Genomic DNA, 25,408 nt, shown 5'->3' with positions numbered 1-25,408 from the left:
ACCGACAAAAAAGCCACCGCCTACTTATAAAGGGTATCCGTAATATCTGGTTGATCTCTGGGCATCATGGGGAGGTAACAACTCCCCACTTCGTCGGATTTCTTGGTTGATATGTCTCTCAGGCCATTAAGGTACCTACAAAGCCTGGAACGTGTATGGACAATGGCACTTACATGGCTTGGAGAGAGGGCAAGGCCAAGCTAAATGCATAGCCACTTTCTCGCCCGGACCAAAACCGACTATCTCGGTCCAGCCCGCTCAATCAACTCATCTTATAATGGGGTCAGTATTCTCCGAACCAGTGAGACAGCGCTGTGTCTCGACTGTAATGTGTACCAACGACGGGCACTGAGCCTGAATACGCTGCTTATAGAAGGCAGGCGACTCGGGAGCATGCGAAACGATCGAGACAATGGCGGCGTGAATATTTGGGCCAATGGCCCAGAGATGCAGATCGCTGATGCGTACATCGTCATTCTCGATGGATTTTCTGACCTCGTGCTCCAAGTCGCTGCACTGTTGATCAAGCAGCACGCGGGAGGTGTCCTTCAATAGATGCCATGACCAGCGAGTGATGAGTAACGCACCGACGATCCCCATGATCGGGTCCATCCAGTTCCAGCCCGCATACTTTCCGGCCAGCAAGGCAGCAATCGCCAACACCGAAGTTAAGGCATCGGCAAGTACGTGGAAGTAAGCCGCTCGACGGTTATGATCATGATGCTCATGCCCATGCCCATGCCCATGGTCTTCCCCACCTAGTATCCAGGCTGATACTCCATTGACGATCAAGCCGATGACGGCGACGAATATAGCTCCATTAAACGAAATGTCGACCGGGTGGATGAATCGGTCAATACTTTCGATCACCATATACAGGGCGAAGCCTGCCAGTAGGACCGCACCAGTGAAACCGCCTAGCGCATTGACCTTCCCAGTGCCAAATGAGAACTGTGTATTGCCTGCATTGCGGCGAGCGTATGCATAGGCGAAGGCTGCAATACCCAGAGCCACAGCATGAGAGCCCATGTGAAGGCCATCGGCCAAGAGGGCCATCGAACCGTATAGGACGCCGGCCAGAATTTCCCACACCATCATGACGACAGTTAGAGCGACGACGATCAGTGAGCGTATTTCACCGGATTTTTTACGGTCTTGACCAAAAACATGATTGTGTTGCCATTCTTCGAGCCTGTGACCATGCATCCTGCGGTACTCCGAGTTGATAAAAATTATGGTCAGAACGACCAATGAAGGTGGTGGCGATTGATGGCAAAGCTCTGCTTAAGGCTTCGGCTCCGTGATGTTCTACTTGAGGTAGGACTTGATGACCTGCAGCACCGCTTCCAAGTCTTGTTGTCGCTGTTCCAGCTCAGGTTCCTTGACGACGTGATCAGTCAAGTGCCCCTCAATGATCGTTGCCATCAGTCCATTGACCGCCCCGCGAATCGCCGCGATCTGTTGCAGCACGGCCGTGCAATCGCCTTCCTCATCAAGCTGCCTTTCCAATGCGGCCGTCTGCCCCTGAATGCGACGAACGCGGGTTAATAACTTCGATTTGTCTTTGATCGTATGCATGCGGCTATCTCTTATGAAGCTAGAACTATACTGGAGGATAGTATATTACATATAATAGGGGGCAGTATAAATGTTGGCAAGAGAAAAGAGGTAGGTGAAGCTCGCCAGCGTGACACGCGGCAGCCGTAAAAAGAGCGCCGCATGTCCGAAATGATCTTGGCCAAAAAAGAGGCGCAGTGGCAATGGTTGGCGTTGCAGTAGCAACGTTAATCATAGCAATGGTGAAAATTGCTAATTCTGGCTGACACACAACAGACTCATAGGAAAAGGAGACAGTCATTGGTAACCAACTAAAAGCGTTTTTAATTGCCGTCCCTGTTGCAATTGGAATCCAAGGTGCCCTGATTTTGTACATGGTTGCGACGTTGGGAGAGCAAGCAAATATAGGGCTACTCGCACCCGTAGGGATAGTAACCGGCTTGCTGTCTTACCTCACGATTCGCAAGCACCTTGATAATCGAAACTGATCTAGGAAAACATGGCCATGATCTCAAATGAAGCGCGTGCCGAGCTTCGCCAGCGCACTCTGTTTAACCACCTAGAGCCGGAAGCGCAGCAGCAGGCGGTCGATCAGCTGCTGAATGGTGAAAGCTGGGACAAGGTAGCCCAACGGGTCAATGATTGGGTTGCCGAGGCGGACTGGGAGACTCGATGCGAAACCAAAGAGGCGGCGAGTCAAGAACGAGATTACGAGTGATCTACTGATGCAGTATGCTCTACAAAAATTAGGAGGAAAACATGTCTCGACACGGGTTTCATAACGTACTTAACTCACCCAGCGACGAGGAGGAAGGCTTCCTCGATCTGCTCGGCTACGACATATACGATTGGATTGCGAGGGGTGTCGCTGGATATGACGAGCCCCTGGAAACGTATTTCTTCAACCTGGATGGCATTTGGATTTTTGGCACCACTCACGAGGAAATAACGACCGTCTCGGAGCTTCAAGGCACCCTGTCGGCCATCTTCCGTGGCGCAGCGCTTCCCTTTAACATGGAAGGACTTTTGCGCATAGCAGAGGACTTTGAAACCGAGGAAGGCATTTTGACGCCGGGGGAGGCCGCCATGATGTCCGCGGGGCTCCCTCAAGACTACCTCGACAACCATCTCAAGCTGGCCAAGACGTTTCGCGATCAATAACCCGTACAGTGAGGTCGACCCATCAACATCGTAGAAAGCTGGCTACTGTTCACCACTAGCGGAAGCGATCGCCGGCACGCGGAGGCGCTGGCGCTCCTGAATCATGACCTCGGGAGCAAGTACCGCCTCAACAGGCTTTACGAATGGCGGGCCGGCACCTACCCGGTTCCTCCTCACGTCCAGGCCTACATGATGCGTGCCACTATCGCCAACGCGATCGAGGAGGAGGGGGGCACGCTGCCAGTAGACGCAGAGGAATTCGCCGAACGCCTCGTGAGCCGACTTCTCCCCCCGCCAAGGAAGAAGGGCCGCGAATAGGCAGCCTCGGGGAGGAGCCTTGGATTGCCAGGCCTCACCCCATCTTAATTTCTGGTATTTCATTCCAAGAGGTCAGAAACCGCGGTGTCTGCCGTGTATCCCTCTGCCTCCATCGTTCGTTCTTCCTCATGCCCCCAAGCGTGACCGCGCCGCGGCCAAACTCACGGTTGAGCGCATCCATCACCCCCATTAGCTTTGCCGACTGCTGACGCCTCTCTTCAGTCTCCTGGGTGTCCAGCATATCGATCTGCAACCCATCACGGTCGGCCAGGTCAACCATCATGACGCCTGCCTTGGCGTACTGATAACCTCGGCGATAGATCATCTCCAGGGCACGCTGGGCCGCGGCTACTATTACCCGGCTATCATCTGTTGGCATCGGCAGTGGCAGGGTAAGGCTGGGGTAGTCCTGAGGAAGATCACTGCGGAACCTTGGTGTCGAGAGAAAGACCATGATGGCCTGTGCCACCGACTGCTGGCGCCGCACCTTCTCCGCGCCAGCCTGGGCATGCGATCGCACCGCCTCGCGCAGATCCTCCATGTTGCTGGTTGCCTGCCCGAAAGTGCGACTGGTCATGATGTTCTGACGTTTATGGTCGATGTCATCAAGCCGGATCACATCAACCCCACGTAGCTCCCAAACGGTACGCTCGAGCACCACTCCAAAGCCCTTGCGGATCTCCCTTGGCTCCGCGTTGCGAAGATCCAATGCGGTGCGGATACGCATACGCTCCAGCTTCTCACCCGTTCGCTTGGCCACGCCCCACAGGTCGGTTATGTGCATGCGCTCCAGGTGGCCAAGTGTAGCGGGATGATCAGCCTCAAGGACACAGACCCCTTTGAAGGCAGGCTGCTTTTTGGCAATGCCGGTGGCCACCTTCGCGAGGGTGCGAGACGGCGCCACCCCGATCGACACAGGTATCCCGGTCGAGCGCTGGACCACATGCCGTAGTTCAGTTATATGCGCTTGCAGCTCATCGGTAGACAGTCCTGACAAGTCAATGAATTGCTCGTCAATTGAGTACACCGATATTGGGCCGGTATGGGCCTGCATGGTGGACACAACCCGTCGCGACATCTCGCCAAACAGGGCATAGGCCGAGCTAAGCAGCACTGTCTGTCGACGGACATCAGGGGAGAGCTGGAAGGCGGGCAAGCCATTAGGCACGCCAAGGGCTTTCAACTCATTTGACCGCGCCACGATACATCCGCCACCCCCCGCCAAGACCCCGACTGGGCGACCGCGTAGCTCCGGCATGAAGACACGAAAGCAGCTGACGTAAAAGTTGTTGCAATCACAGTGGCCAATCATCACACCCCCTGCGGCGATGCGTATGAACGTTGTGAATGACGACTCCCCAAGTCTCGCAATCGGTTCCACTGAGAGCGATCGGCTGATAGGCCGGGTTACCTGACAATAACGCTGGCTGGCTCTGCCATTTGCCAAGTTTCTTGCAGGTAAGCTCACCATCCAGACACACCACGATAATGTCACCATCCAGTGGCTCAAGCGAGCGATCAACAATGAGCAAATCTCCATCCAGGATGTGGAATTTTTCTAAGCTGTCCCCCTTTGCACGGCAGAAATAGGTGGCGCTCGGACGTGGGATAAGGTGATCGGTAAGGTCGAGGATGCGGTCAACCTCGGCCTCTGCATGTATCGGAAAACCAGCCCTGACCTCACCGGCCATCAAAGGGAGCAAATGGCGTGAACGGTCAGAAGACTGCCCCAATATGACAATGGCCTCAGCCTGCTGACCGCTTTCGTAGGCTGGCCTTTCAAATCGTGGTGTATAAAGCATAGCCCCTCCTTTTTACTGTATTTGTGTACAGTATCGAAGAAGAGTAAACCTCTCTGCAAGTAGTCATCGCTTTTTATCAGCTTTGGCCTTACTTCTTGAAGAGACCTGTAAACCAAGCCGAGGTGACTGTATCGTTGATTTATATCCGCGATCCCGTCTGACCACGTTGGTATCATTGCGAAATGCTTTGCAATAACGACGAATGATCAACTCATCTCGAAGCTGACCTCTTTGAGCCCCTGACTAACGGCGACTACTTTATGCAACAGCTCACCACTATCGAGCAAGGCGGTTTGCTTCCCACTGTAATTCACGCCGACTAATCCCTTTACCAGGGTAGAGCTATCGAGCACGCTCCCACAGCACGGCCTCTCTTGTGGCAATTACATGAAAAACAGCGCAAAAATCCCTTACGGCATACGCAATAACAGGTTGGTGCATATCAGCCAGCTCACAAGGGCCGAACGCGGTGGCCGTTGCGGCTGTGTCTGTCCTGAATGCAGAACACCGCTTGAAGCGAGAATGGGGGATATTGTCCGTCACTATTTCGCACATGCCAGAGGGACCCGACCATGCGCTGGGGGCACTGAAACAGGAATACATCTAGCCGCAAAGCAGTTGATCGCAGACCGAAAGGAAATACCCATTCCTCTGCTTCAGGCGGTACTTGAGGCGAAGGATAGCCTTGGCTACAAGCACACCGAATCTAAGGTCATTTTCCCAGGCCACGATCGGCAGCCGGTGGATGACACAAAACTTGAGTTCAGCTTGGGGGACATCCGCCCTGACCTTATCGTGAGCTTGGGTCAGATAGAAATCCTAGTCGAGGTGGCCGTAACCCATTTCATCGACGCGGAAAAGCAGCAGCGGCTTGAGTCCCGTGGCCAGCGCTGCATCGAAATCGACCTGGGGGACATACCACGGAATCTAACACCGGCCGATCTCGAAGAGCATGTATTTAACTATCAACGGGCCTACTGGATCGTAAATCCCAAGATCGAAGCGGAGCAGGAAAAGCTACGCCCAAGACTCCAGCAGCAGATCGAGAAGGCCAACAAACGAATAGCACAGGCGAATATCGCAAGGGAACAAGAGGAGCAGCGTCAACGTGAACAACATGCCCGGATGGAAGCTTATTTTAAAGTTCAGGAACAGAAACACGCTGAATTAAAACGCCAACGGGAGGAGGAGCAGCGTCGGGCGAAAGAAAAAGCGACCGAGCAGGCCGAAAACCGACGACGCGAAGCCGAGGTTGCACGTCAACTCGAAGCTAAAGCCGAGCGGCATCGGCAACAGAAAACTTGGGAGCAAGAGCGTCAGCAACTCGATCTTCATGAGATGCGCCATCTCGCCATGGAACTTTTCGCGTCCTGTCAGCGTATTCATGCCAGGTCTGGCAAGGTGGCCACATCAACACGGTTCTGCTTGCCGATGGCCCGGCACAACCTCGAACGAGATATTCACAAAATGGACCTGGAAGCCATTCCTACCGCGGTTGAAACACGCACAGAATATGACTGGATGTTCGGGGTGCCGTCTCGTGAGTGGAAACTCGTGGCCTTGCTAGGCGTCGTCTATACCCGTGAGAACATCCATAGCCGCTATTGGATCTCAATCCAAGCCATTGAGCGCTGCCTCAGGGAGTTCGGATATCAGCCAGTTGTCGCTCTTCAGCGTGCAGATCAGTTGCTGAATACTGCTCGTTACTACCAGGTTCTCTCAGATGATCCTGCATTAATGACACTGGAACTGCTTCCAAGGCCCCTGGACGCGATTGCAGAATTCGTTGGCGAATTGAGCAACTTCAATATGATTCATCTGCTAGCTGCCAAGCTAGATGAACTTGCGTTCATACCCAAGCCTGCTAACAGCTGGCGCTCATGACATCAGCACCAACTCAAGCAGAGAGTAGATAATTTTGCCTTGGCCTAGGCGTCCGCGATGACTTTGAGCAGGGTGCCACCAGAATTAGCCTTTTCCACCAGCGCATCCTTGACCAGCCAATACTCGGTGAACACTTGCCAAATGAGCTGTATGTAGGCGAGGAAATGGTTCACCACCAGCTCTATGATCTGTTGACGATCTTCCGATTCGGCCATACTTGAGGTGACGCTTGCTTGCGCGCGATACACCAGTTATCCCTAGCAACACAGCTCAATGCGATTCACTCGGAGGGAGGAGACATGTGTAGTCGATATGAGGCGCCTGATGCCGATCAGCTGTTGCATGACTTTAAAGTTACGCCAGACCAAGAGATGCAAAGCGAACTCTGGCCAGGGTATTCCGGCCCGTTTCTACGTGCGCCACAATCGAGCGACTCCCATGACGAGGCAGCTCCCCCGTTAGAGGCACTGGTTGGAATATTTGGCCTACTGCCGTTTTGGGCGAAGGACACTAAGCTGGCGAGGAGAACTTATAACGCGAGGACAGAAACGGTCGCAAGAAAGCCATCATTCCGTTCTGCATGGCGTCTGGGGCAACATTGCATCATTCCCGCAAAGGCGATCTACGAACCTGATTGGCGCTCCGGGAAAGCGATTCCGACTCGTATCACTCGGGCAGATGGAGGGCTCATGAGCATTGCAGGTCTCTGGGAGCGCTGGATCAACCATGACGGTGAAACCGTGTATAGCTATTCGATGCTCACGATCAACGCCGACGACCACACCATGATGAAAAACTACCATCGCCAGGGCAGTGAGAAGAGAATGGTAGTCATCTTGCCGAATGGGGCGCTCAAGGACTGGCTGACCGCGCCAGCAGCCGAAAGCATGGCATTCATGAGGCAATACCCTGCTCACCGGCTACAAGCTGAGCCAATGCCGAAAGAATCCGGTCTCCGCTAGAACAGGCATGCATCGCAAACCGCCAAAGTAGCTTTTAACTCAAAGCGCTTGCTTGTAAAGGCTAGTCAGGAATTTTTCAATTGTATCAATCGTAGAGTCAATAAAGGCTCTCTCAACCGTAATTTGATTATTCCAGCTATAAGATAGACCGCTTGTATCACGAATTATCACTTCAAGTGATGTGAGTTCTGCAGGTGGCTCGCTTCTTTTGACATAGCCTTCTTCGTGGACAATCAGGTTTCTAACCTTGTTAAATTTCATAAGATCCACCCAATAGCCGTTCATGCCATCGGACTGAAAATCTAGTCCAGCAATTTTCGAGAGATAAATCCTCGAGCCTTCCACTCCACTCTTCTGCAGGTCTGCCAGTGAGATCGGGAGATCATCTTTTTTCTTCAACCTTTTGCAAAGCATGACCATTTGCTTTTCAAGGAAAGAATATAAGGAAACTACGGTAGACCTTCTGAATGTCCCAACGAATACGTTTTCTATTTGCGAAACATCATCAGAAAGAAATTCCATTATTTCTTGATATTCATGCTCATCTCGACCGAAGTTTTCACGCGGCAAATCATAGGAATTGATAAGCGCTTGTTTATCACTATGGAATTTGCTGTCCAGCTCATCAGTGTATTTACGAAAATCCTCTAATCTATCGATACAAGCATTGATGACAAGAGCTTGCATCGCGCTTTTCGATAAACCATTTCTCAAGCTGTTGGGCATAAGGAACCTCTATCAGTTTTTTTCGTTTGGCCATCCCGCTATCCCCCGCCAAGGGCGGATAGAGGAGATTGAATACACAGAGCGCTCATCCTGGCCCTGAAATGTGTCGACACGCTCTACCTCGTGACCTACTGCCAAGGGCCTGCCCTTGAAGTCGATAATAGTTGCTGTCGGATCATCGTTACCCCACTCAGCCTGAAACCATCGATGTTCCCCTGTCATGTCTATTAGCACAAAAGGGTAGAGTGTCAGCCGCTCTTTCTCGTCTGCGCGCTCTTTAGCATAGCCATACATCTCGTCTGACCACAGTCGGCCATCCTGGCAAATGAGCGCTACCAAACGCATAACGCTTTTACGATCGGCCGTATATTCGAGGTCAATCTTTACTGGCTGGTTACTTGTAACTATCGTCTCTTCCGGGCTCGTATCATTCAGTGCCATTTCTATCGGTCTCAGCCTTTCGTCTTTGGAATCTTTATCCCGTCCAGCTTGTAGTGCTCACCTAGCTCAATGGCGCGGCGCACCGACTCGAATACGGGCTTGCGAACAGGACGGTACCGTGTCGAGCCAGGCGAGGCGAACCAACCCTTCACCGTCTCCACGCTGTACCCAGTCAGGGTGGCCACATGATTCTGGTTCAAGCCATGCCGCTCCATAAGCTGACGGAGAGCTTCATTCGTCGGTTTCTCGGAAGTGCTCATTAATATCTCTCTATATATCGCTACTGGTGCCTACCAGCAACGTTCGTTCATATATGGCGCCTTACAGCGCATCTAAGGTGGAGACTACGCTTCAAGGCCCCAGCAGCGCCTAGCGCGATCCCTGGCTCTCTCCTGTGTGTGCGCTTCAGGAAGAGCAGGGGAGCTGTCCTGGTTGAAGTGCGCCAACAAGTCGCCAAACAGCGTGGAGTCTCGTAGGTCGAGGTCGATGCCTACCAGCCCATCGACTGCTTGGTGAATCTCCATGACAGACCAAGGCTCCAGCTGAGCTATGCACTCATTGTCGCGAATAAGACGCTGGATCTCAGGATGCTCCTTGATCGTCTCGATCTGCACGGTTGATGCCCTGAGGTTCGCCATGTGGCCTCCAATTTAATAGGTACTGCTGATAGTTTAATGTGCAATGCACACGACTGCAATGTTTGTAAGTCTTCTGTAATAACAATCAATACCCCATGCAGTCTCGCTTTTAAGGCTGTTTATTGCTCGCTCAGGCTGATTAACAGAAGCTATAAAAGTGTGCGTTTAGCTTGAAAAAGTGTGCATTGCACATTATTATAAAGGTCATCAGCTACACGACCTTGAGACATACCATGAACCTAGCGATCAACCTCGACACCGACACCGCTATGCCGGCTTCATTCGAGCCTGCTTCTACCTCTCTGCCCGAGCGCGTTCGCCAGGCCATCGATCTCCTGAAAACTATTATTACCGAGCAACCTACCTCGCTTGTGCTCGCCTATGAATCGCCCCGGGTTCCGTAGACACCTCCAGGCCTTATACTGAAGGCAGTTAGGAGGACTCATGAGCCGTCAACGATATACCGAAGAATTCAAGATCGAAGCCGTCAAGCAAGTCACAGAACGGGGCCATCCCGTCGCCGAGGTCGCAGCTCGGTTGGGCGTGTCCGGCCATAGTTTGTACCAGTGGCTCAAGCGCTATACCAAGCCTGCAGAACAACGCCAGCAGGACGATGACCTTCAAGCTGAGAATCGGCGATTAAAGGCGGAGCTGAAACGTGTATCAGAAGAGCGAGATATACTAAAAAAGGCCACCGCGTACTTCGCCAGGGAGTCCGACTGAGGTACGCGTTCATTCAGGACCATGCGAATCAGTATCCGGTGCGCCGGTTGTGTAGCATGATGGACGTGCACCCCAGCGGTTATTATGCCTGGTGCCGTAACGCCATGTCTGACCGGGCACGAGACGACCAGCGCCTACTGGGGCTGATCAAGCACGCCTGGCTTGAGAGTGGCGGTGTATACGGTTATCGCAAGATTCACCAGGACCTGCGAGAGATCGGTGAAGTCTGTGGCAAGCATCGAGTGGCCCGTCTGATGCGTGAGGAAGGACTACGTTCACAAACCGGTTATCGGCGACGGCCGGGCCGCTATGGCGGCAAGCCAGCGGTAGTATCACCTAACCACCTGAATCGTCAGTTTGACGTAACGGCACCCAACGTTGCATGGGTCACCGACATCACTTACATCCGCACTTACGAGGGCTGGCTCTACTTGTCGGTGGTGATCGACCTGTTCTCTCGGCAGGTGGTGGGATGGTCAATGAAGCCTCGCATGACGACAGATCTGGCACTGGATGCCTTGCTGTCCGCCGTCTGGCGGAGGAAGCCCCAAAAGCCCGTCATGATTCATTCGGATAGGGTAGTCAGTTCAGCAGCTCGGATTGGCAAAGTTTTTTGAAGGCCAATCATCTGGAGGGCAGCATGAGCCGCCGGGGCAACTGTCACGACAATGCTGTTGCTGAAAGCTTCTTCCAGCTCCTCAAGCGAGAGCGAATCAAGCAGCGTATCTATCCAACCCGAGAGGCTGCTAAAAGCGATGTGTTCGCTTACATTGAAATGTTCTACAACCCAAGACGCCGCCACGGCACGAGTGATGACGTGTCACCCGTTGAGTACGAACGGCGGTATTTCCAGAGCCTGACGGGTGTCTAGAAGACCCGGGGCGATTCAGATTTATCTTCGAGTAGATATTGTTACTTAATAGCAATCATCCTAAGTCGTAAAGCATTGCCAATCACGCTCACTGAAGAGAGTGACATCGCCGCCGCCGCGATAATCGGTGATAACAGCATACCTGTGAAGGGGTACAAAATCCCTGCGGCAATGGGGATGCCTGCCGCGTTGTAAGCAAAGGCAAAAAAGAGATTTTGGCGAATATTACGCATGGTGGCTTTTGAGAGCTTATGCGCCGTGGCAATACCGGTAAGATCTCCTCGCAGTAGAGTAACCCCAGCGCTTTCTATCGCCACATCGGTGCCGGTTCCCATGGCAATGCCGACATCCGCTGTAGCCAGCGCAGGTGCATCGTTCACGCCGTCGCCGGCCATGACAACAATGCGCCCTTCATCACGGAGACGCTGAATCACTCGGCCTTTATCCTCTGGAAGCACTTCAGCTTCGACCTCATCAATGCCTAGCCGACGTGCCACAGCGTTGGCGGAGGTGCGATTATCGCCTGTCAGCATCACCACTCGAATGCCGTCAGCCTGGAGTGAACGAATGGCTTCTTCGGTGGTTTCCTTGACCGGATCGGCAATGGCGAGCAGCCCAGCTAAATTCCCGTCGATGCTCGCAAAGATGACAGTAGCACCGTCGCTGCGCAATTGATCGGCATGTGTGTCTTGAGACTGGGTGTTAACGCCCTCGCTTTCCATCAATAGCCGGTTGCCCAGGGCAATACGCTTGCCATCTATCTGGCCTATAACGCCCATGCCATTGGGAGCCTCGAAGTCCAACGCTTCTGTTAATTTTACCTCTGCCTCTTTAGCCTTTTCGACTATTGCATGGGCCAAGGGGTGCTCGCTGCCTCGCTCAAGACTAGCTGCCAAGCGCAAAAGCTCCGATTCAGCAATGCCTTCAGTGAGAATCAACTCGGTCACTCGTGGTTTGCCTTCGGTAAGCGTGCCGGTTTTGTCGACGACGACGGTGTCGACCTTCTCTAGACGTTCAAGAGCTTCGGCATCGCGAATCAACACGCCTAACTGGGCACCGCGCCCTACACCGACCATAATTGACATGGGGGTAGCAAGACCTAGCGCGCACGGGCAGGCAATGATCAGAACACTAACCGCCGCAATAAGGCCAAACGCCATCGGCGGGGTAGGGCCCCACAATGACCAGGCGATGAAAGCCACAACAGCAATGAGAATAACGACGGGTACAAAGATGCTGGCGACTTTGTCGGCAAGCCCTTGAATGGGTGCGCGGCTGCGCTGGGCGCTGGCGACCATTTGCACAATCTGCGACAGCATCGTGTCCTGGCCCACCTTGTCAGCGCGCATGACAAAGGATCCTTGACCATTGATGCTGCCGCCAATGACGCCATCGCCGACTTCCTTTTTCACCGCTAGTGGTTCACCGGTAACCATGGATTCGTCAACGTTGGAGCGACCTTCCATCACTTCGCCATCTAATGGCACCTTATCGCCGGGGCGCACCCGGAGACGATCCCCTACCTGAACCTGGTCAAGAGAGATATCTTCCTCATTGCCCTGATCATCAAGGCGTCGAGCGGTAGCAGGCGCCAAGTCGAGCAGAGCACGAATAGCGCCAGAGGTTTTTTCACGAGCGCGTAGCTCTAATACTTGTCCCAGTAAAACTAAAACGACAATCACTGCCGCTGCTTCGAAATAAACGGCCACCGAACCATCGGCTTGACGGAAGGCGTCGGGAAAGATGCCCGGTGTGAGGGTGGCCAGCAAACTGTAGAGCAACGCGGTGCCGGTACCGATCGCGATTAGCGTGAACATATTAAGGCTGCGATGCACTAGCGAACGCCATCCGCGTACAAAGAATGGCCAACCTGCCCAGACGACTACCGGCGTTGCCAGCAGCAGTTGAATCCAGTTAGAGGTTTGCTGGGAAATAAAATGCATAAGGCCAAACACGTGGCCACCCATTTCTAGGGCAAACACGGGGAGGGTCAGTACTAGGCCGATCCAGAAACGCCTGGTCATGTCCTTGAGTTCGTCCGAAGGGCCGGTGTCAGCAGAGACGGTCTCAGGTTCCAGCGCCATGCCACAGATTGGACAGTCGCCTGGGCCTTCTCGTCGAACTTCTGGGTGCATCGGGCAAGTATAAATAGACCCCGAGGGTACTGACGCTTGTGACTGTTTGCTTGGCTCAAGATACGCATCAGGCTTGGCAATAAACTTTTCCTGACACTTTTCTGAGCAGAAGTACCAAGTCTTACCCGCGTGATCGGCACGGTGGCGGGAGGTATGGGGATCAACGTCCATGCCACAAACAGGGTCTTTCACCTTTGTCTCGTTATGGTCTTCAGACATCGTTCATTCTCCCCGTTTGGCGAACAAGGCGCATGGCTTCGTGCTCTTCAAGTGCTAAAAGGGAATCTAAGAGCTCTTTAGCCTCAGGAATTTCCGCTTTGCCAACGAGGGTTCGATAAAGGTTTATCGTTTGTTCATGGAAATCAAAAACCTCTCGGCAAATGTCGTCAACACTTAGCGTGGAATAGGGCGCATCGCAGGTACGATGCGTACGGATAGGTTTATGCTCCAAATAGTCATAAACGTAGGTTTTTAATGCTTTCGCGTCAGCAGTCTGTTCAAAGCGCGCCACAACGCGCTGCATTTCCGCTTCCTGTGCAGCTAAGTAATTGAGCAACATGCGAGCGCGCTCTTCTTCGTGTATATCGGCGCAATGAGCAAGGCAAGCTGCAAGATGCTCGTGTAACTGACGGGTCCAATCGATCAATTCACCAAAGGTTCTAACGTCCATTTGGTACCTCCTATAACGCTATTAACGTTAATGAGTGTGAGAGTGCTCGCTATCGTTTGAAGCGTCGCGTTTGGATAGGAAAATCCATTCGCCGAGTAAAAGAGTAGCCATTACTACGCCAGCAACGATGAGCACCATGGGGTCCGAGATGGCTTTTACCCATAAAAAGCCGATTAACACGACAGCATCTAGTAGTATGGCAATGCTAGGAATAACAGGATTAGCCCCCACTCTGTCCTTGAGATGACGAAGCACACCCCAGTGGATGGCCATATCCATGATCAGGTAGAAAATGATGCCTAATGCTGCGATGCGGCTCAGGTCAAAAAAAGCGGTGAGCACTAAGCCAAATACGATGGTGTACACCAGTGTATGCTTTTGTACACTGCCGGGCATGTGGAAATGGCGGTGAGGAACCAGCTTCATTTCTGTCAGCATGGCGAGCATGCGTGAAACGGCAAAGACGCTGGCGATGATACCGCCCGCCGTTGCCAACATGGCGAGAATGACGGTAAACGCAACTGCCGCTTCACCCAGTGCGGGACGGGCAGCGGCGGCCAGGGAGTAGTCTTGGGTTTCGATAATTTCAGGCAAAGATAGGTTGCTGGCAACGGCAAAACCGACAAGGGCATAGATCACCACGCATAGCGCAATCGAGATCGTGATAGCTTTGCCAAGATTCCGCTTAGGATCTTTAAGCTCCGAACCACTATTGGTAATCGTCGTGAAGCCTTTAAATGCCAGTATGCCGAGCGCCGTAGCACCTAAAAAGCCCGTTATCGTAGGCGTAGGTGCATCGTTGCCAGCACCCATTTCGATGGAGTCGGCAATAAACACGCCGACAATACCAAACACTATAATGCCACCTATTTTGATAAATCCGAGCACCGAGGCGACGGTCTCGATCAAGCGGTTGGCGGATAAATTGATCAAAAAGGCTATTAGCAGTAAACCAACCCCGAGTAGGGGCACAAATAGTGAACGATCCCCCAGGTCAAACAACTCAAGCGTGTAGGAACCAAACGTTCTCGCCAAAAAACTCTGTGCGATCACCATGGAAAAATACATCAGGAGGGCATGAAAGGCGGTGGGAAGCGTCGGGCCATACGCTTTCTGTAAATACATGCCAATCCCACCTGCTGATGGGAAGGTATTGGACATTTTAACGTAAGAATAAGCGCTGAAAGAGACAATGACGGCAGCGGCCAGAAAGGCTAGAGGAAATAGCCGACCAGTCATTTCGGCCATTTGGCCGGTTAGCGCAAAAATACCGGCCCCAATCATCACGCCGGTGCCTAATGCAACGGCACCGACCAACGAAAGACTGTTTTCTTTATATTGTGGCGTTCTATCCTGCCCAACCATGAAAGCGACTCCTTGTATTAACGGCAACCACAGCAGCAATAACTGCCGAGGACTCCTGTGCGGTGTTTTTTGATGCTATATAAATTAAATATAGAACCTATGTGCAGCCACATGGCAAATGACTAACGGAAGGTCTGATTTTGCGAGGCCACAGGCAAGCAGCTCTTACCCTAAACTAGCTAGTCTTGCTCCTGGTTGTGTCATGTAGCCGTTATGACTATTAATGACAGCTCCAAGGTTCCTGTTTAGCGTTGTCTTTAACGTTCTGATCGACGAAACGGTAATACTCCTTCTTAAAGCGGTTCCACCGATCAGCGCTGACCTGTATGTCATGGAGCTTGAGAATTTTTTCAACGTCATCGATGCAGAGCCTCAGCGCATCGTAAGCAAGGCTGATATTTCGGTTTTTCTCGTTGTAGACCACCTTATCCATTCCATAGAGTCGGTCGATATCTGACAGCGCTTCTTCAATGCGTTTGGATTTACTAGGCTTGATTTTTAAATTCCGAGTCACCAGTGTGTTTTTGGAAACACCCAAGCGGTGCTCTTGTTGTGTCGTTTTCATGGTCTTTCTCCCAGGCGCGTACATGTATATATAGAGTGGTTCAGTCCTTGTCTATTTTGTCCTTATGACCGCCGTGGTGTTTATGCATGAAAATATGCATCAGTGGGCATGCTGCCAAAAAGAGGAAAGGTAAGAACTGAAATAGGTGGAGACGGTGCTCGGTTCCAATCAGGTATCCCGCCCAAATGACAAACCCAGCAAGTGGCACCCACAACATCAGCAAACGACTACTTGTACTGTTACTCATAATCACCTCAGTAACTCGCCCAAAGAGCCAACAGCAGTTAAGGCCGTTGGTTTGGGAAAAATCAAATAAATAACCCCAATAACAGCATGGATGATTTGTCTGAACGCAACCTGAACAGCATCGGAGGGAAATATGATCCTGATCAAGCGCCTCGCAAAAAGTAGGCGATAATTACCCAAGCGGTATCCATAGCCTCATTCCCATCATCATTAGGTTTTCGGTGAGCGATACAAAGCTTAATGGGTATTACTGTTGCCGACACAGGCGCACTTGAGCTCACGTTTATCGAGGTATATCGCTTTAAAGACAGAACCTGTCACACGGTGCCAACGAATAGCGCCAGTGGCGCAGCCAGCCAGATAAGCGTATCGGCCAGCAATTAGTAGCTTCGGAAGTATCTAGGCGTGAAGGTAAACGTAACTGAAGGGGACTTGGCGCTGGGCGTGCAGGTCATAGTTGAGAAACATGGCGCTAAAGCTCGCTACGCCCTGCAGCTTTTGCAGACCCGGGGGTATGATCGCTGTGGCTACGGCATACTCTAGCACGCGTGCAGTGAATATTATGCACTGAACCTCCCAACTGGCAGAAAAATCGATGAGTAACGCAGTGGCAAAAATTGCCAGCACAGGGCGATAGGTGGTCGCATTAGGGTCTGAAACGCTAACTCCCAGGTGCTCATGAAGCTCTTCATAGCCGCCAATACGTTCATAGCCCAGATATCCCTGGGAAATCGTATCGACATGTTCCTGCTCTGTAAACGCGTCAATCTCTTATCGCGAAGTCAGCAGGTTTACGTTCACCTAAGGCCCATGTGCACGAGCAGGTCAACGATCTACAAGCCAAACGGACATATGTACTCTCCTGTTTGCAACCATAAGCGCGAGCGCTGGAGTGGGTCGTTGTCACCGTTATGAACCTCTTAGTCGTTTATTAACACTATATTGCTTACCTAACATAATAATCTAACTCCCTTCCACAGCCTTCAGATCAAATATGTGGCGCGACGAAAACTTTATTGTGAAGTGAGCCAGTCAATCTTACTAAGCCTGAAGGCGCCTCAGTCGTTAGGTAATAAGTTTATTTTATATGAAATTTGTTAACTTCCATGTCTCAACATAAACATTTGAGATTCGCTAAAGTGTATATTTATTCGCTGACAATGCGAAGTTGGTTTTCTAAGTAAGGGCTAGCATTCGCCGGGAGCAGGTTTGTCGGAGTTAAAAGGACCAAGAGGTTGTTTTCTACTTAATAACACAAGTGGGCGGTTGAGACGGTAGCTAACAGTGTGGTGACCCATAAGGTGACTAAGAAAATTTGTTATAGGGCATAGACACTATTATTTACTCTGGGGGTATTCCAGTTTGTATTGGAAAGGGGTTCTCAATACTTTCGTCTGCTTGGTGACGCCTTTGCTCTTGTGTCCATAATGTCTTGAGATAATTCACCACATCTCGTATCTCGCTGGGAGCCAAAACTTCCTGATACGCTGGCATCGTTAGCCTATCGGTTTTATTCCAGGGGTCGCGCCAACCCTCGGCAATAATTCGGTAGAGCATGGCATCAGAGTGTTTCCAGGTATGGCCCTCTGGCCCATGTGGTGGAGCAGGTAACTCGCCTAGAGCATTTTGCTCTTCCCAGTTGGGCATGCCTTCGCCTTGTGTACCGTGGCAACTAGCACAGTATTGTCGGTAAACTCTTTTTCCGTCTTCCAGCTGAGGAGTATCGCTTGAAAAAGGACGGTCCTCAGCCATGGCGTGCCCCACAACCATTAGCGTCAGCCATGAGGCAGTGAAAAAACAGTGCTTACGCATCGGGATAAGTCCAGGATTGGCCTTCGTCTTCACTGTGTAGAAGTTCCCCTTTCTGGTTTAAACCATAGAGAGTGTCTTTGGCGGAGAGTGTGAGTGCAACGAGCTCTGTGCCGTCACCAGCTACTTGTTGCCACTCTTGACCACCCGTTTCACTACGCCATAGTCCTTGCTGTGTAACCACATAGACTCGCTTTGGGTTGCCAAGGCTATAAGCCACATCATAGACGCTGCCAGCATCAAGTGCTCCGGTCGGTCTCCAACCGCAAAAGCAGTCCATCGATAGACGCACCGCATCGTCCGATACCCCGTAGAGCCAGCCGGTCTGCATGCTGCCTTCCATGTCAGAGTGGACGAGTCGGTTAATCTTTTGTGAAGGACCACTGTCCATTTTTTTCCAGGTGGTGCCAGCATCCTCGCTTTGGTAGATGCCGTCTTCTTCAATTACCGCATAAAGTGTTTCGTTCTGACGGCGATGTACAGCTAGCGCAGTAACCTCTCGGCTAGGTAGGTTAGCGCTAAGCTCTTGCCAGGTTTCTCCATTGTCGGTGCTACGCTGCACCCCGATTGAGGGGCCTGCGATATAGAGCGCTTGCGGATCAGTGGAGGGGACCGATACCGCGCGCAACTGGCCTTCATTCACGTCTTCGGGCAAGGGAATCGCATTCCAGGTCATGCCTTCATCGGCACGCTGGAATAGTTGGTTAGCCTCAATTTTAAACAGTCGTTTGCCTGTTACGTCATATTGCAGTGCAAGCAACCCTTCTTCAGTTGCCAAGGCCGTAATGGCGCTGCCAAAGCTGACTGCGGCCAAGCCTGTCAGTAAGAAGACACGTAAAAAACGACTCACGATCATGTGCATTTCAATATTTCCTTAAATAACGATTAGCCGATAACACCTAGGGCAGGGAAAGTACGCAATAACCAATATGACAGCTCGGATAGTTTGCCTGTGATCATTAAGCTACCCATCAGAATCATGATCAACCCAGCCGCTATATGTATGAAATGCCCCCAGCGACGCAGGAATTTCTGGTGCTTTATGAAGCGATCGAGCGAAATAGCACTCAGCATGAAGGGCACACCCAGACCCAAAGAATAAACGCCGAGCAACGCCATGCCGCTCCAGGCGTTGGCCGTGGAAGCGCTGACGGTAAGAATGGCACCCAAAATCGGGCCAATGCAGGGGGTCCAGCCAAATGCAAACGCTAAACCAAGCAGATAAGCCGCACTGCGGCTTCCGCCGACGTCCTTCAGTCGACCCATAAACCGCCATTCTTGCTGAAACCAGCGCCACGGCATGAGCCCGGTCATGAAGGCACCAAACAGGATGACGATAAGGCCACCGACTAGGTTTGCTTCTTGGCGATACACCAACAGCAGACGACCAATGGCTGTGGCACTGGCTCCCAGCATCAAAAAAACGGTTGAAAAACCGAGCACGAACCACATTGACTGGGTTAATACCCGAAGACGCTCTCGTCTATCCGCTTCCTGTAGTTGTCCGAGCGAGCGGCCGGTCATGAATGAAAGATAGCCAGGCACAAGTGGCAAAACACAGGGCGAAATAAACGAGATCAGGCCTGCCAGAAAGGCAGTGGCAAGTCCTATATTGGCTACTTCAAGCATTATCCTTTACCTATGCTAGGCTTGGAATTTTGACGAGGACTGCTTGATTGACTCGCTTTGATCTACTATTTGGTGAGTGGTGGGCGCTGTGTCGGCATTCACTTCTGAAGCGTCTTCTACCTGGGCCTGAACATTGGTAGCGTCGCTTTGCTCGGTCGCTTCACCTTTTTTGTCTTTGCACTTCATTATGCATAGGCCTAATCCGCACATAATGAGACATGGCAATAGGCTCAATAGAATAGGCGCGATGCCGAGCAAGACCAGGTTATCCCAGCCAAAAGCAAGGCCGCCAGCCACTGCCACGCCACCCAGCAACATCAGGCCGCGAGGCCCTGTCAACAGGCCTTGTAGCCCCGATTTTTGTTTGCTCTGTTGGGTTTTGTCGTCACAACAACTCATGGTGCTACCTCATTATCTGGTTGCAATCATTTCGGTAAGAAAGTCGATCATGTCTTGAGTGTTCCACTCGGCTTCCCCCACGAGGCGCCCAATTTCTTTGCCTTGGCGGTCAAGTAGCAGCGTCGTGGGAATACCTACAGCCCCAAGATCTGCACTAGCCATCCCGGTTTTATCTATATAGGGAGCCAGATGCTCAATGCCTATCTCTTGATAAAATTCATTAACAATCTCGATCCCCTTACGGTCGATCGATAAGGCGACCACTTCAAAATTATCGCTGCCAAGCTCAGCCTGGAGGGCATCTAAAGTGGGCATTTCCTCTCGACAAGGCCCACACCATGTTGCCCAGATGTTGAGTAAAATCAGTTTTCCTTCAAAGTCAGCCAACGTTAAAGGGGTGCCGCCGCTATCCTCGAAACTGATTTCCGATACGTCGTTGGGGGTGGCCCAGAGAAGAAACCCTTGTGGCCCTGAGCTTTCTGACGGGGCGGCCATGGCAAGGGATGTGGCAGTCATCAGAAATACGGCTACGAGATATCCTGCCAGGATGGGTAGTTTCATCGCCACACTATCCCTTAGTGAGTCGCGTAAATGTCGGGGCTATCGGTCGGTTGCGAGGCTATGGCATAGACCTCGAGCGGGCCGCGTTTTTCTCCCGACATGCCCGGTGAGCCAAGCGGCATTCCCGGCACACTCAGCCCTATGATAGAGGGCTTTTCATCAAGCACTTGGGTCACACTCTCAACAGGCACATGCCCTTCGAAGAGATAGTCTCCTACGACCGTGGTATGGCAGCCATGCAGTTCTTCAGGGACGTTATACTCGGCTTTCATTTCCACTAGATCATGGGTGTCGACCGTCTCCACGTCGAAGCCGTTTTGTTCCAAATATTTGGCATATTCGGCACAACACCCGCAATTGGGATTTTTGTAGAGGGTCGCTGATATATCAGCCGCCAATCCCGATACGGGAAAAGCCAGCAAAGACGTAACAGCTAACGCTTGCCAATGTTTCATATATTGAGTGTCCGGTTAGTTAACAGGGCGGAAGGTCTCATTGACGCTGCCCGCATAAGAAAAAGGTTGCTTGCGTACAAGCAACCCCATCCGAGTCGTTTCAAGCGTCGTCGTTCTCATGCTGCATGTTTTCCATCATGGCGTTACATTTTTCCATCATGGATTTCATATCGCCCATCATGTCGTGCATACCACCTTCTTGCATCATATTGCTATGCATGTCATTGCCCTCCATCGGCTCCTGCTGATTCTCTTCTTGGGCAAGAAGCGAGCTAGCTCCGAAGCTACTGGCAGCAACAATGGCGGTAAACAGGATCGCAGTATTACGTTTACGCATGACACTCTCCTCCGTGTGTGAATCACTCTGCCAAACGAGCTGGTGGTAGGACTTGATTACGGTTTTTACCTTGTGGCAGAGGTGCTTTTGTAAGATATCCTTAAAGCAGACTTTAAGGTCAAGGCCTCATTTTAAATTTCGATGTACAACCGAAAGGTTTGCCATAAACGCTCAATTGAAGACTTGACCTTTGGGCAGCCTGGCGGTTGTAAGCTGGCTACGAGTAAACAAATGAGGGTAAGCCAATGCGAGTTTCCGAGCTGGCTCAGACGGGAGGGGTAACGGCAGAAACAGTACGTCACTATACAAGGGAAGGGTTGTTGCAACCGCACCGCGACCCGCGCAACGGTTATCAACTCTACGATATAGAGTCCTTGGGGCGCCTACGTTTTATCGACTGCCTGCGTTCGCTGGGCGTTAGTCTTCCAGAGATCAAACAAATATTATCTTGGGCGGATCAAGGCACCGTAGAGTTTAATGAACCAGTACCACTCGCCACTCAAAGGCGACGTCTGAACTTGCGGACCCAAGAACTCCAGGTGATAGAGCGATGGTTAGATAACATGAACCAAGACAAGATGACTGAAAGCTTCAGTCTGAAGGAACTAATCGAATCGCTTGGGACAGGTAAATTAGTTTTCGAGGCTAATGATTCGCGAAGTAATCATTAGTGATGCGGCGAAGTCATGGCACTGTGCGTATCCATCATCCCTATCATGGATTGCAGATGCCAGAGTTGCCAGACGGCAAACGTAATAATCAGCAGCGCTGCTAGCGTACGAGTCGCGGGGCTACGTATCCATATTGAGACACGGCGCGCTGCCACTCCGGTCGCTAGGACGGCAGGCAAGGTGCCGAGCCCAAAGGGCCCCCATCATCGCGGCGGCACGCAATGGCTCGGCTACAGCAAGACTCCAGGCCAGCATCGAATAGATTAGCCCACAGGGCATCCAGCCCCATAGCGAGCCAAGTGCGAATGCTTGGGGTACTTTTACAACAGGCATCAAGCGACGGCCTATTGGTTCGATGCGGCGCCACAGGACGCGCCCCAGTGCCTCGATACGTAGCAAGCCCTTCCACCAGTTGGCGATATACAGTGCCATTAGTATCAACATGACCGCCGCCAGGATACGCAACACCAGGGCGAAGCTGTCCAGTGCATGGTTGAGCACGGAACCGAGCAGGGCCACCAAGGCACCAGCGATCATGTAGCTGCTGATACGACCTAAATTATAGCCGAGCAACAGACCTGCTAAACGCCTCGGCTGTCGCATGCTGGGGGGCACAGCAAAGGTCAGGGCACTCATGATGCCGCCACACATGCCGATACAGTGCGCGCCTCCCAGCAAGCCGAAGACGAAGGCCGCCGCCAGCGGCGGCAGGCTCATGTCGGCGGGATTCATTTAAGGGGCACCTTTGGAGCTACCCGCCGTATCACGGGAGGGGCTGATGGTGAAGGCCGCCGGAGGCGAACCGTACGGTGATACGAGTTCGACCTGTTCGGGTGGATAGCAGAGTCCTTGGTCGGAACAGCCCTGAAAGGTCACCATGATGGCCAGCGGCCCGGTAACGGTGTCGCTCGCCTCGATGGGCGCACTCACCAACACCTGATCGTAGAAAACGTTAATGTTCCCTAAAGACGCGTGCGACATTGGCTCGCCAGGAGGCAAAGCCAACTCACCGAAATTGATATCTTGAGAGAGACTCTCAATCGCGAACTGATGCCGGTGAAGGTAGTAATTTTCGGCGGCGGTGAAGCCGATATAAACTCGATCATCGTCTCGCCAGGCGGTGGTTCGGAAGGCTTCTTTAGCCGGTAGAAAGTCACGTTGGGGCGAACGGTTAAAGGGGGAACTTTTGTCACCAACCTCAAACATCTCTTCACGTGCCGCTACCGGGGTGACTATAAAGAGTGCCACCGTTAGAAAAGCGAAGACTTGTTTCATGAGTTTAACGCCGCCTTTGGCTTATCCATTGGCTGACCTCTGGACCAAGCGACCAGAGCAAAGCCCGCGACGATCATTGGTAGTGTCAGTAGCTGCCCCATGGTTAACCAGCCAAAAGCGATGAATCCCAACTGAGGGTCGGGGAGGCGCACGAACTCTACGATGAAACGGAAGGCTCCATACAGAAGCAGGAACAGCCCAGAGATGAGGCCCCGCTGACGTGGTCGGCGCGATAGCCACCACAGCACGGCAAACAACACGACACCTTCAAGGGCAAACTCGTAGAGAGCCGAAGGATGCCGTGGCTCTGGGCCCAGCTCCATCATGGATGGAAACACCATTGCCCAAGGTACATCACTAACTCTCCCCGGTAACTCGTGATTGATGAAGTTCCCAAGGCGACCCGCTCCCAGGCCGATGGGGACTAACGGAGCAATGAAGTCGGTCAGTTGAATAAAAGCCAGTTGATGTTTGCGAGCAAACAGCCAGGCAGCCACTAACACACCGGCAAGGCCGCCATGAAAGCTCATGCCTCCTTCCCAGATTTTTAGTAACCAAAGGGGGTTGGCTTGCAGTTGTTCGAGCCCGTAAAACAGTGCATAGCCAAGGCGGCCGCCAACGATGATGCCGATGGCGGCGTAGAAGATCAGGTCGCCTATATCATCGTGGCTTAGGCCGAGTCGGTGGGCGCGACGCCGACCCAACCACCAAGCGGCCACTAGCCCGATTACATACATTAAGCCATACCAGTGAATCTGAAGAGGGCCTATGGCGATGGCGATCGGGTCGATTTGAGGGTATTGCAGCATATATCTTCCTTAATCAATCGTTACTGTTGGAGTCATCAACAAAAATTATTGCGTCTTAAGAGCCGTTTTATCGTTTCCACTTCTCGACTTCCTGGATGACTCGCTCAACATCTTCAGAAGTTATGTAACCTGTATGTTTGTAACGAATAGTGCCCTCGGTATCGACCAGATAGCTTTCGGGTGCGCCATAAACACCTAGCTCAAAACCTAGGTTACCCTCTGGATCAAAAATATTGACTTCAAAAGGATTCCCAAACTCGTCAAGAAACTCGAGTCCCTTTGCCTGGGTATCCTTGTAGTTGATGCCAACCAAGCGGACGCCTCGCGCGGCTAAGTCCAATAACTGCGGCATTTCATGCTTGCAAGTGGGGCACCACTCTCCCCAAACATTGACCAATGTCACCTTATCTTTAAAAAGAGATTCATCAACGACCCTTGAGGGGTCTTCCAGCGTCGTCAGGTTGAAGGCCGGAAACGGCTGAGCTAACAAGGGGGAATCTCTGGCGCTAGGATCCATTGATAAGCCCTGATAAAAGAAAAAGCTCAAACCAAAAAAGCCCAATAGGGGTAAAAATAGCAATGTCCGAGATTTCACGTATACGTCTCACAGGTAGTAGCGGGTAAGTGCCTGCTGAGCATTGTTAGTGCTTACGGAAGTTGATTTGGAGCACTAGGTTGCATCGGTCATGGCTTCCGAGCCCATAGGCGTTTCGCCAGCAGCGGCAGCAATGTGATGCCACTGATGAGGACCAGCGCGATCGTGAGACCACGGGAGTCGGCGGTAATTAGCACTTCGCCGAACTTGACGATCAGATACGCCGTGGGGATTACGCCGGCCAATGTGGCGATCAAAAAGCGCCAGAAGGACAGGGGTGTAATACCTGCCGCGTAGCTGATGGCATCAAACGAAATGAAGGGCACCAATCGGGATGCAAAAACGATGAGCATCAAGCCGGTTTGAGAGCGTTCCTTCCCCAGCCAGTTAAGGATGGGACGCGTACGCGACCAGCGTTGCATTACCTCATAGCCGAGCAAACGAGCAATGCAGAAAGCGAGCAGAGCGCCGGCTTCGGCACCGATAACGACATAGGCCGTTCCCCAAACTGGGCCGTAGATCGCACCGGCCACCATGGCAATCGGACCACTGGGGATCGGGCTCATGACAATGGCCGTAATCATCATAAAGATGATGGCCAATGGCCCCCAGACGCCCAACCCATCAACCCATTCACGCAAGGCCTGCTTATCGGTCAAGACCGACAAGGCGCCGGTCTCCATCAGGATCCAATAGAGGGACGCCAAGCCCATCAGTAGAGAGAGCCCCAAAAAGAGCTTTTGCTTTACACTAAGCTTGGTTGCCATGTCCATCTCAGTTGTGGGGAGCAGGGAGACATGTCAT

The 25,408-nt window shown here is 52.1% G+C and carries 31 protein-coding genes and 2 pseudogenes; 7 read left to right on the top strand and 26 right to left on the bottom strand.

Features of this window, described 5'->3' with window-relative positions; translation table 11 throughout:
- Positions 1 to 267 precede the first annotated feature (267 nt).
- Positions 268 to 1,206, bottom strand: coding sequence for a CDF family Co(II)/Ni(II) efflux transporter DmeF (gene dmeF, locus Q3Y66_RS20095; protein WP_008958448.1), 939 nt, complete (start codon positions 1,204 to 1,206; stop codon positions 268 to 270).
- Positions 1,207 to 1,308: 102 nt separating this feature from the next.
- Positions 1,309 to 1,578, bottom strand: a complete 270-nt coding sequence (locus Q3Y66_RS20090) for a metal/formaldehyde-sensitive transcriptional repressor (protein WP_008958449.1) — start codon at positions 1,576 to 1,578, stop codon at positions 1,309 to 1,311.
- Positions 1,579 to 2,062: 484 nt separating this feature from the next.
- On the opposite strand from Q3Y66_RS20090, the gene Q3Y66_RS20085 reads away from it, so the two are divergent.
- Both Q3Y66_RS20085 and Q3Y66_RS20080 read left to right on the top strand, forming a co-directional pair.
- Entirely contained in the window at positions 2,063 to 2,275 is a 213-nt protein-coding gene (locus Q3Y66_RS20085) for a hypothetical protein (protein WP_008958450.1), read from the top strand.
- Between the two features lie 41 nt (positions 2,276 to 2,316).
- Positions 2,317 to 2,718, top strand: a complete 402-nt coding sequence (locus Q3Y66_RS20080; RefSeq protein ID WP_008958451.1) for a hypothetical protein — start codon at positions 2,317 to 2,319, stop codon at positions 2,716 to 2,718.
- Between the two features lie 352 nt (positions 2,719 to 3,070).
- Here Q3Y66_RS20080 and Q3Y66_RS20075 read toward each other — a convergent pair whose 3' ends face one another.
- Together Q3Y66_RS20075 and Q3Y66_RS20070 are read right to left on the bottom strand one after the other, a co-directional pair.
- The gene (locus Q3Y66_RS20075; RefSeq protein ID WP_238528550.1) at positions 3,071 to 4,294 is read right to left on the bottom strand and encodes a Y-family DNA polymerase; all 1,224 of its coding nucleotides are present in this window, start codon (positions 4,292 to 4,294) and stop codon (positions 3,071 to 3,073) included.
- A gap of 37 nt (positions 4,295 to 4,331) precedes the next feature.
- Positions 4,332 to 4,838, bottom strand: coding sequence for a LexA family transcriptional regulator (locus Q3Y66_RS20070; protein WP_008958454.1), 507 nt, complete (start codon positions 4,836 to 4,838; stop codon positions 4,332 to 4,334).
- A 387-nt stretch (positions 4,839 to 5,225) separates the two neighbouring features.
- On the opposite strand from Q3Y66_RS20070, the gene Q3Y66_RS20065 reads away from it, so the two are divergent.
- Positions 5,226 to 6,722, top strand: a complete 1,497-nt coding sequence (locus Q3Y66_RS20065) for a hypothetical protein (protein WP_139041568.1) — start codon at positions 5,226 to 5,228, stop codon at positions 6,720 to 6,722.
- A 44-nt stretch (positions 6,723 to 6,766) separates the two neighbouring features.
- On the opposite strand, the gene Q3Y66_RS20060 is transcribed toward Q3Y66_RS20065, so the two are convergent.
- Entirely contained in the window at positions 6,767 to 6,970 is a 204-nt protein-coding gene (locus tag Q3Y66_RS20060; protein WP_008958456.1) for a hypothetical protein, read from the bottom strand.
- A 51-nt stretch (positions 6,971 to 7,021) separates the two neighbouring features.
- On the opposite strand from Q3Y66_RS20060, the gene Q3Y66_RS20055 reads away from it, so the two are divergent.
- Positions 7,022 to 7,684 carry an SOS response-associated peptidase gene (locus Q3Y66_RS20055; RefSeq protein ID WP_008958457.1) on the top strand — a complete coding sequence of 221 codons (663 nt, stop codon included), beginning with the start codon at positions 7,022 to 7,024 and terminating at the stop codon, positions 7,682 to 7,684.
- A gap of 39 nt (positions 7,685 to 7,723) precedes the next feature.
- Here the strand turns inward: Q3Y66_RS20055 and Q3Y66_RS20050 are convergent, their stop codons facing one another.
- From Q3Y66_RS20050 to Q3Y66_RS20035, 4 genes are all read right to left on the bottom strand, one after another.
- A complete protein-coding gene (locus Q3Y66_RS20050; RefSeq protein WP_008958458.1) occupies positions 7,724 to 8,410 on the bottom strand; it encodes a hypothetical protein in 687 nt (228 codons plus the stop codon).
- Between the two features lie 12 nt (positions 8,411 to 8,422).
- Positions 8,423 to 8,755, bottom strand: a complete 333-nt coding sequence (locus tag Q3Y66_RS20045; protein ID WP_139041569.1) for a hypothetical protein — start codon at positions 8,753 to 8,755, stop codon at positions 8,423 to 8,425.
- A gap of 107 nt (positions 8,756 to 8,862) precedes the next feature.
- A complete protein-coding gene (locus tag Q3Y66_RS20040; RefSeq protein WP_008958460.1) occupies positions 8,863 to 9,111 on the bottom strand; it encodes a helix-turn-helix domain-containing protein in 249 nt (82 codons plus the stop codon).
- A gap of 84 nt (positions 9,112 to 9,195) precedes the next feature.
- The gene (locus tag Q3Y66_RS20035) at positions 9,196 to 9,489 is read right to left on the bottom strand and encodes a hypothetical protein (RefSeq protein ID WP_008958461.1); all 294 of its coding nucleotides are present in this window, start codon (positions 9,487 to 9,489) and stop codon (positions 9,196 to 9,198) included.
- A gap of 233 nt (positions 9,490 to 9,722) precedes the next feature.
- On the opposite strand from Q3Y66_RS20035, the gene Q3Y66_RS20030 reads away from it, so the two are divergent.
- Together Q3Y66_RS20030 and Q3Y66_RS20025 are read left to right on the top strand one after the other, a co-directional pair.
- Complete coding sequence (locus Q3Y66_RS20030) at positions 9,723 to 9,893, top strand: hypothetical protein (protein ID WP_008958462.1); 171 nt, start codon at positions 9,723 to 9,725, stop codon at positions 9,891 to 9,893.
- A gap of 40 nt (positions 9,894 to 9,933) precedes the next feature.
- Positions 9,934 to 11,083, top strand: a pseudogene (locus Q3Y66_RS20025) (IS3 family transposase).
- Positions 11,084 to 11,124: 41 nt separating this feature from the next.
- Here the strand turns inward: Q3Y66_RS20025 and Q3Y66_RS20020 are convergent.
- The 12 genes from Q3Y66_RS20020 to Q3Y66_RS19965 form a co-directional block, all read right to left on the bottom strand.
- Positions 11,125 to 13,437 carry a heavy metal translocating P-type ATPase gene (locus Q3Y66_RS20020; RefSeq protein ID WP_008958466.1) on the bottom strand — a complete coding sequence of 771 codons (2,313 nt, stop codon included), beginning with the start codon at positions 13,435 to 13,437 and terminating at the stop codon, positions 11,125 to 11,127.
- Positions 13,430 to 13,888, bottom strand: a complete 459-nt coding sequence (locus Q3Y66_RS20015) for a hypothetical protein (protein WP_008958467.1) — start codon at positions 13,886 to 13,888, stop codon at positions 13,430 to 13,432. Before Q3Y66_RS20015 ends, Q3Y66_RS20020 begins: the two co-directional genes overlap by 8 nt.
- Positions 13,889 to 13,915: 27 nt before the next feature.
- Positions 13,916 to 15,253, bottom strand: coding sequence for an APC family permease (locus tag Q3Y66_RS20010; RefSeq protein ID WP_008958468.1), 1,338 nt, complete (start codon positions 15,251 to 15,253; stop codon positions 13,916 to 13,918).
- A 220-nt stretch (positions 15,254 to 15,473) separates the two neighbouring features.
- Positions 15,474 to 15,818 (bottom strand): hypothetical protein, encoded by a 345-nt coding sequence (locus Q3Y66_RS20005; protein ID WP_022522184.1) that lies wholly within the window; start codon positions 15,816 to 15,818, stop codon positions 15,474 to 15,476.
- A 40-nt stretch (positions 15,819 to 15,858) separates the two neighbouring features.
- Entirely contained in the window at positions 15,859 to 16,035 is a 177-nt protein-coding gene (locus tag Q3Y66_RS20000) for a DUF2933 domain-containing protein (protein WP_008958470.1), read from the bottom strand.
- A gap of 1,370 nt (positions 16,036 to 17,405) precedes the next feature.
- Positions 17,406 to 17,876 (bottom strand): cytochrome c, encoded by a 471-nt coding sequence (locus Q3Y66_RS19995; RefSeq protein ID WP_008958472.1) that lies wholly within the window; start codon positions 17,874 to 17,876, stop codon positions 17,406 to 17,408.
- Positions 17,869 to 18,735 (bottom strand): YCF48-related protein, encoded by an 867-nt coding sequence (locus Q3Y66_RS19990; RefSeq protein WP_008958473.1) that lies wholly within the window; start codon positions 18,733 to 18,735, stop codon positions 17,869 to 17,871. Before Q3Y66_RS19990 ends, Q3Y66_RS19995 begins: the two co-directional genes overlap by 8 nt.
- 23 nt (positions 18,736 to 18,758) lie before the next feature.
- The gene (locus tag Q3Y66_RS19985; protein WP_008958474.1) at positions 18,759 to 19,502 is read right to left on the bottom strand and encodes a cytochrome c biogenesis CcdA family protein; all 744 of its coding nucleotides are present in this window, start codon (positions 19,500 to 19,502) and stop codon (positions 18,759 to 18,761) included.
- A gap of 15 nt (positions 19,503 to 19,517) precedes the next feature.
- Positions 19,518 to 19,901: a hypothetical protein gene (locus Q3Y66_RS19980; protein WP_008958475.1), complete on the bottom strand. Its 384-nt coding sequence runs from the start codon at positions 19,899 to 19,901 to the stop codon at positions 19,518 to 19,520.
- Between the two features lie 12 nt (positions 19,902 to 19,913).
- Complete coding sequence (locus Q3Y66_RS19975; RefSeq protein WP_008958476.1) at positions 19,914 to 20,462, bottom strand: TlpA disulfide reductase family protein; 549 nt, start codon at positions 20,460 to 20,462, stop codon at positions 19,914 to 19,916.
- 14 nt (positions 20,463 to 20,476) lie between these two features.
- Entirely contained in the window at positions 20,477 to 20,917 is a 441-nt protein-coding gene (locus Q3Y66_RS19970; RefSeq protein WP_008958477.1) for a DUF411 domain-containing protein, read from the bottom strand.
- A 100-nt stretch (positions 20,918 to 21,017) separates the two neighbouring features.
- Positions 21,018 to 21,254: a hypothetical protein gene (locus Q3Y66_RS19965; RefSeq protein WP_008958478.1), complete on the bottom strand. Its 237-nt coding sequence runs from the start codon at positions 21,252 to 21,254 to the stop codon at positions 21,018 to 21,020.
- Positions 21,255 to 21,499: 245 nt separating this feature from the next.
- Between Q3Y66_RS19965 and Q3Y66_RS19960 the strand changes: the two genes are divergently transcribed.
- Complete coding sequence (locus Q3Y66_RS19960; RefSeq protein WP_008958479.1) at positions 21,500 to 21,925, top strand: MerR family transcriptional regulator; 426 nt, start codon at positions 21,500 to 21,502, stop codon at positions 21,923 to 21,925.
- On the opposite strand, the pseudogene Q3Y66_RS19955 reads toward Q3Y66_RS19960, so the two are convergent.
- The 5 genes and pseudogenes from Q3Y66_RS19955 to Q3Y66_RS19935 form a co-directional block, all read right to left on the bottom strand.
- Positions 21,922 to 22,657, bottom strand: a pseudogene (locus Q3Y66_RS19955) (sulfite exporter TauE/SafE family protein). The gene Q3Y66_RS19960 and the pseudogene Q3Y66_RS19955 overlap by 4 nt on opposite strands.
- Positions 22,658 to 23,200, bottom strand: coding sequence for a protein-disulfide reductase DsbD N-terminal domain-containing protein (locus Q3Y66_RS19950; protein ID WP_008958483.1), 543 nt, complete (start codon positions 23,198 to 23,200; stop codon positions 22,658 to 22,660). It lies immediately after the preceding pseudogene.
- Positions 23,197 to 24,009, bottom strand: coding sequence for a prolipoprotein diacylglyceryl transferase (lgt, locus tag Q3Y66_RS19945; protein WP_008958484.1), 813 nt, complete (start codon positions 24,007 to 24,009; stop codon positions 23,197 to 23,199). The genes Q3Y66_RS19950 and lgt overlap by 4 nt, the downstream gene beginning before the upstream one ends.
- Positions 24,010 to 24,076: 67 nt before the next feature.
- Positions 24,077 to 24,604, bottom strand: a complete 528-nt coding sequence (locus Q3Y66_RS19940; protein ID WP_035586998.1) for a DsbE family thiol:disulfide interchange protein — start codon at positions 24,602 to 24,604, stop codon at positions 24,077 to 24,079.
- Positions 24,605 to 24,693: 89 nt separating this feature from the next.
- On the bottom strand, positions 24,694 to 25,371 hold the full coding sequence (locus tag Q3Y66_RS19935) for a TVP38/TMEM64 family protein (protein WP_008958486.1): 678 nt from the start codon (positions 25,369 to 25,371) through the stop codon (positions 24,694 to 24,696).
- Between the last annotated feature and the right edge of the window lie 37 nt (positions 25,372 to 25,408).

Origin of the sequence: Halomonas sp. HAL1 (assembly GCF_030544485.1) — a bacterium.
In the GTDB taxonomy this organism is placed as follows: Bacteria; Pseudomonadota; Gammaproteobacteria; order Pseudomonadales; family Halomonadaceae; genus Vreelandella; species Vreelandella arctica.
Note: the sequence above shows the minus strand (reverse complement) of the source record. Positions and strands in the feature narration are given on the sequence as shown.

Coding starts and splice junctions, on each gene's coding strand:
- dmeF (WP_008958448.1), bottom strand. CDS start 1,206: ATGCATGGTCACAGGCTCGAAGAATGGCAACACAATCATGTTTTTGGT.
- Q3Y66_RS20090 (WP_008958449.1), bottom strand. CDS start 1,578: ATGCATACGATCAAAGACAAATCGAAGTTATTAACCCGCGTTCGTCGC.
- Q3Y66_RS20085 (WP_008958450.1), top strand. CDS start 2,063: ATGATCTCAAATGAAGCGCGTGCCGAGCTTCGCCAGCGCACTCTGTTT.
- Q3Y66_RS20080 (WP_008958451.1), top strand. CDS start 2,317: ATGTCTCGACACGGGTTTCATAACGTACTTAACTCACCCAGCGACGAG.
- Q3Y66_RS20075 (WP_238528550.1), bottom strand. CDS start 4,294: ATGCCGGAGCTACGCGGTCGCCCAGTCGGGGTCTTGGCGGGGGGTGGC.
- Q3Y66_RS20070 (WP_008958454.1), bottom strand. CDS start 4,838: ATGCTTTATACACCACGATTTGAAAGGCCAGCCTACGAAAGCGGTCAG.
- Q3Y66_RS20065 (WP_139041568.1), top strand. CDS start 5,226: ATGAAAAACAGCGCAAAAATCCCTTACGGCATACGCAATAACAGGTTG.
- Q3Y66_RS20055 (WP_008958457.1), top strand. CDS start 7,022: ATGTGTAGTCGATATGAGGCGCCTGATGCCGATCAGCTGTTGCATGAC.
- Q3Y66_RS20050 (WP_008958458.1), bottom strand. CDS start 8,410: ATGCCCAACAGCTTGAGAAATGGTTTATCGAAAAGCGCGATGCAAGCT.
- Q3Y66_RS20045 (WP_139041569.1), bottom strand. CDS start 8,755: ATGCGTTTGGTAGCGCTCATTTGCCAGGATGGCCGACTGTGGTCAGAC.
- Q3Y66_RS20040 (WP_008958460.1), bottom strand. CDS start 9,111: ATGAGCACTTCCGAGAAACCGACGAATGAAGCTCTCCGTCAGCTTATG.
- Q3Y66_RS20035 (WP_008958461.1), bottom strand. CDS start 9,489: ATGGCGAACCTCAGGGCATCAACCGTGCAGATCGAGACGATCAAGGAG.
- Q3Y66_RS20030 (WP_008958462.1), top strand. CDS start 9,723: ATGAACCTAGCGATCAACCTCGACACCGACACCGCTATGCCGGCTTCA.
- Q3Y66_RS20020 (WP_008958466.1), bottom strand. CDS start 13,437: ATGTCTGAAGACCATAACGAGACAAAGGTGAAAGACCCTGTTTGTGGC.
- Q3Y66_RS20015 (WP_008958467.1), bottom strand. CDS start 13,888: ATGGACGTTAGAACCTTTGGTGAATTGATCGATTGGACCCGTCAGTTA.
- Q3Y66_RS20010 (WP_008958468.1), bottom strand. CDS start 15,253: ATGGTTGGGCAGGATAGAACGCCACAATATAAAGAAAACAGTCTTTCG.
- Q3Y66_RS20005 (WP_022522184.1), bottom strand. CDS start 15,818: ATGAAAACGACACAACAAGAGCACCGCTTGGGTGTTTCCAAAAACACA.
- Q3Y66_RS20000 (WP_008958470.1), bottom strand. CDS start 16,035: ATGTTGTGGGTGCCACTTGCTGGGTTTGTCATTTGGGCGGGATACCTG.
- Q3Y66_RS19995 (WP_008958472.1), bottom strand. CDS start 17,876: ATGCGTAAGCACTGTTTTTTCACTGCCTCATGGCTGACGCTAATGGTT.
- Q3Y66_RS19990 (WP_008958473.1), bottom strand. CDS start 18,735: ATGCACATGATCGTGAGTCGTTTTTTACGTGTCTTCTTACTGACAGGC.
- Q3Y66_RS19985 (WP_008958474.1), bottom strand. CDS start 19,502: ATGCTTGAAGTAGCCAATATAGGACTTGCCACTGCCTTTCTGGCAGGC.
- Q3Y66_RS19980 (WP_008958475.1), bottom strand. CDS start 19,901: ATGAGTTGTTGTGACGACAAAACCCAACAGAGCAAACAAAAATCGGGG.
- Q3Y66_RS19975 (WP_008958476.1), bottom strand. CDS start 20,462: ATGAAACTACCCATCCTGGCAGGATATCTCGTAGCCGTATTTCTGATG.
- Q3Y66_RS19970 (WP_008958477.1), bottom strand. CDS start 20,917: ATGAAACATTGGCAAGCGTTAGCTGTTACGTCTTTGCTGGCTTTTCCC.
- Q3Y66_RS19965 (WP_008958478.1), bottom strand. CDS start 21,254: ATGCGTAAACGTAATACTGCGATCCTGTTTACCGCCATTGTTGCTGCC.
- Q3Y66_RS19960 (WP_008958479.1), top strand. CDS start 21,500: ATGCGAGTTTCCGAGCTGGCTCAGACGGGAGGGGTAACGGCAGAAACA.
- Q3Y66_RS19950 (WP_008958483.1), bottom strand. CDS start 23,200: ATGAAACAAGTCTTCGCTTTTCTAACGGTGGCACTCTTTATAGTCACC.
- lgt (WP_008958484.1), bottom strand. CDS start 24,009: ATGCTGCAATACCCTCAAATCGACCCGATCGCCATCGCCATAGGCCCT.
- Q3Y66_RS19935 (WP_008958486.1), bottom strand. CDS start 25,371: ATGGCAACCAAGCTTAGTGTAAAGCAAAAGCTCTTTTTGGGGCTCTCT.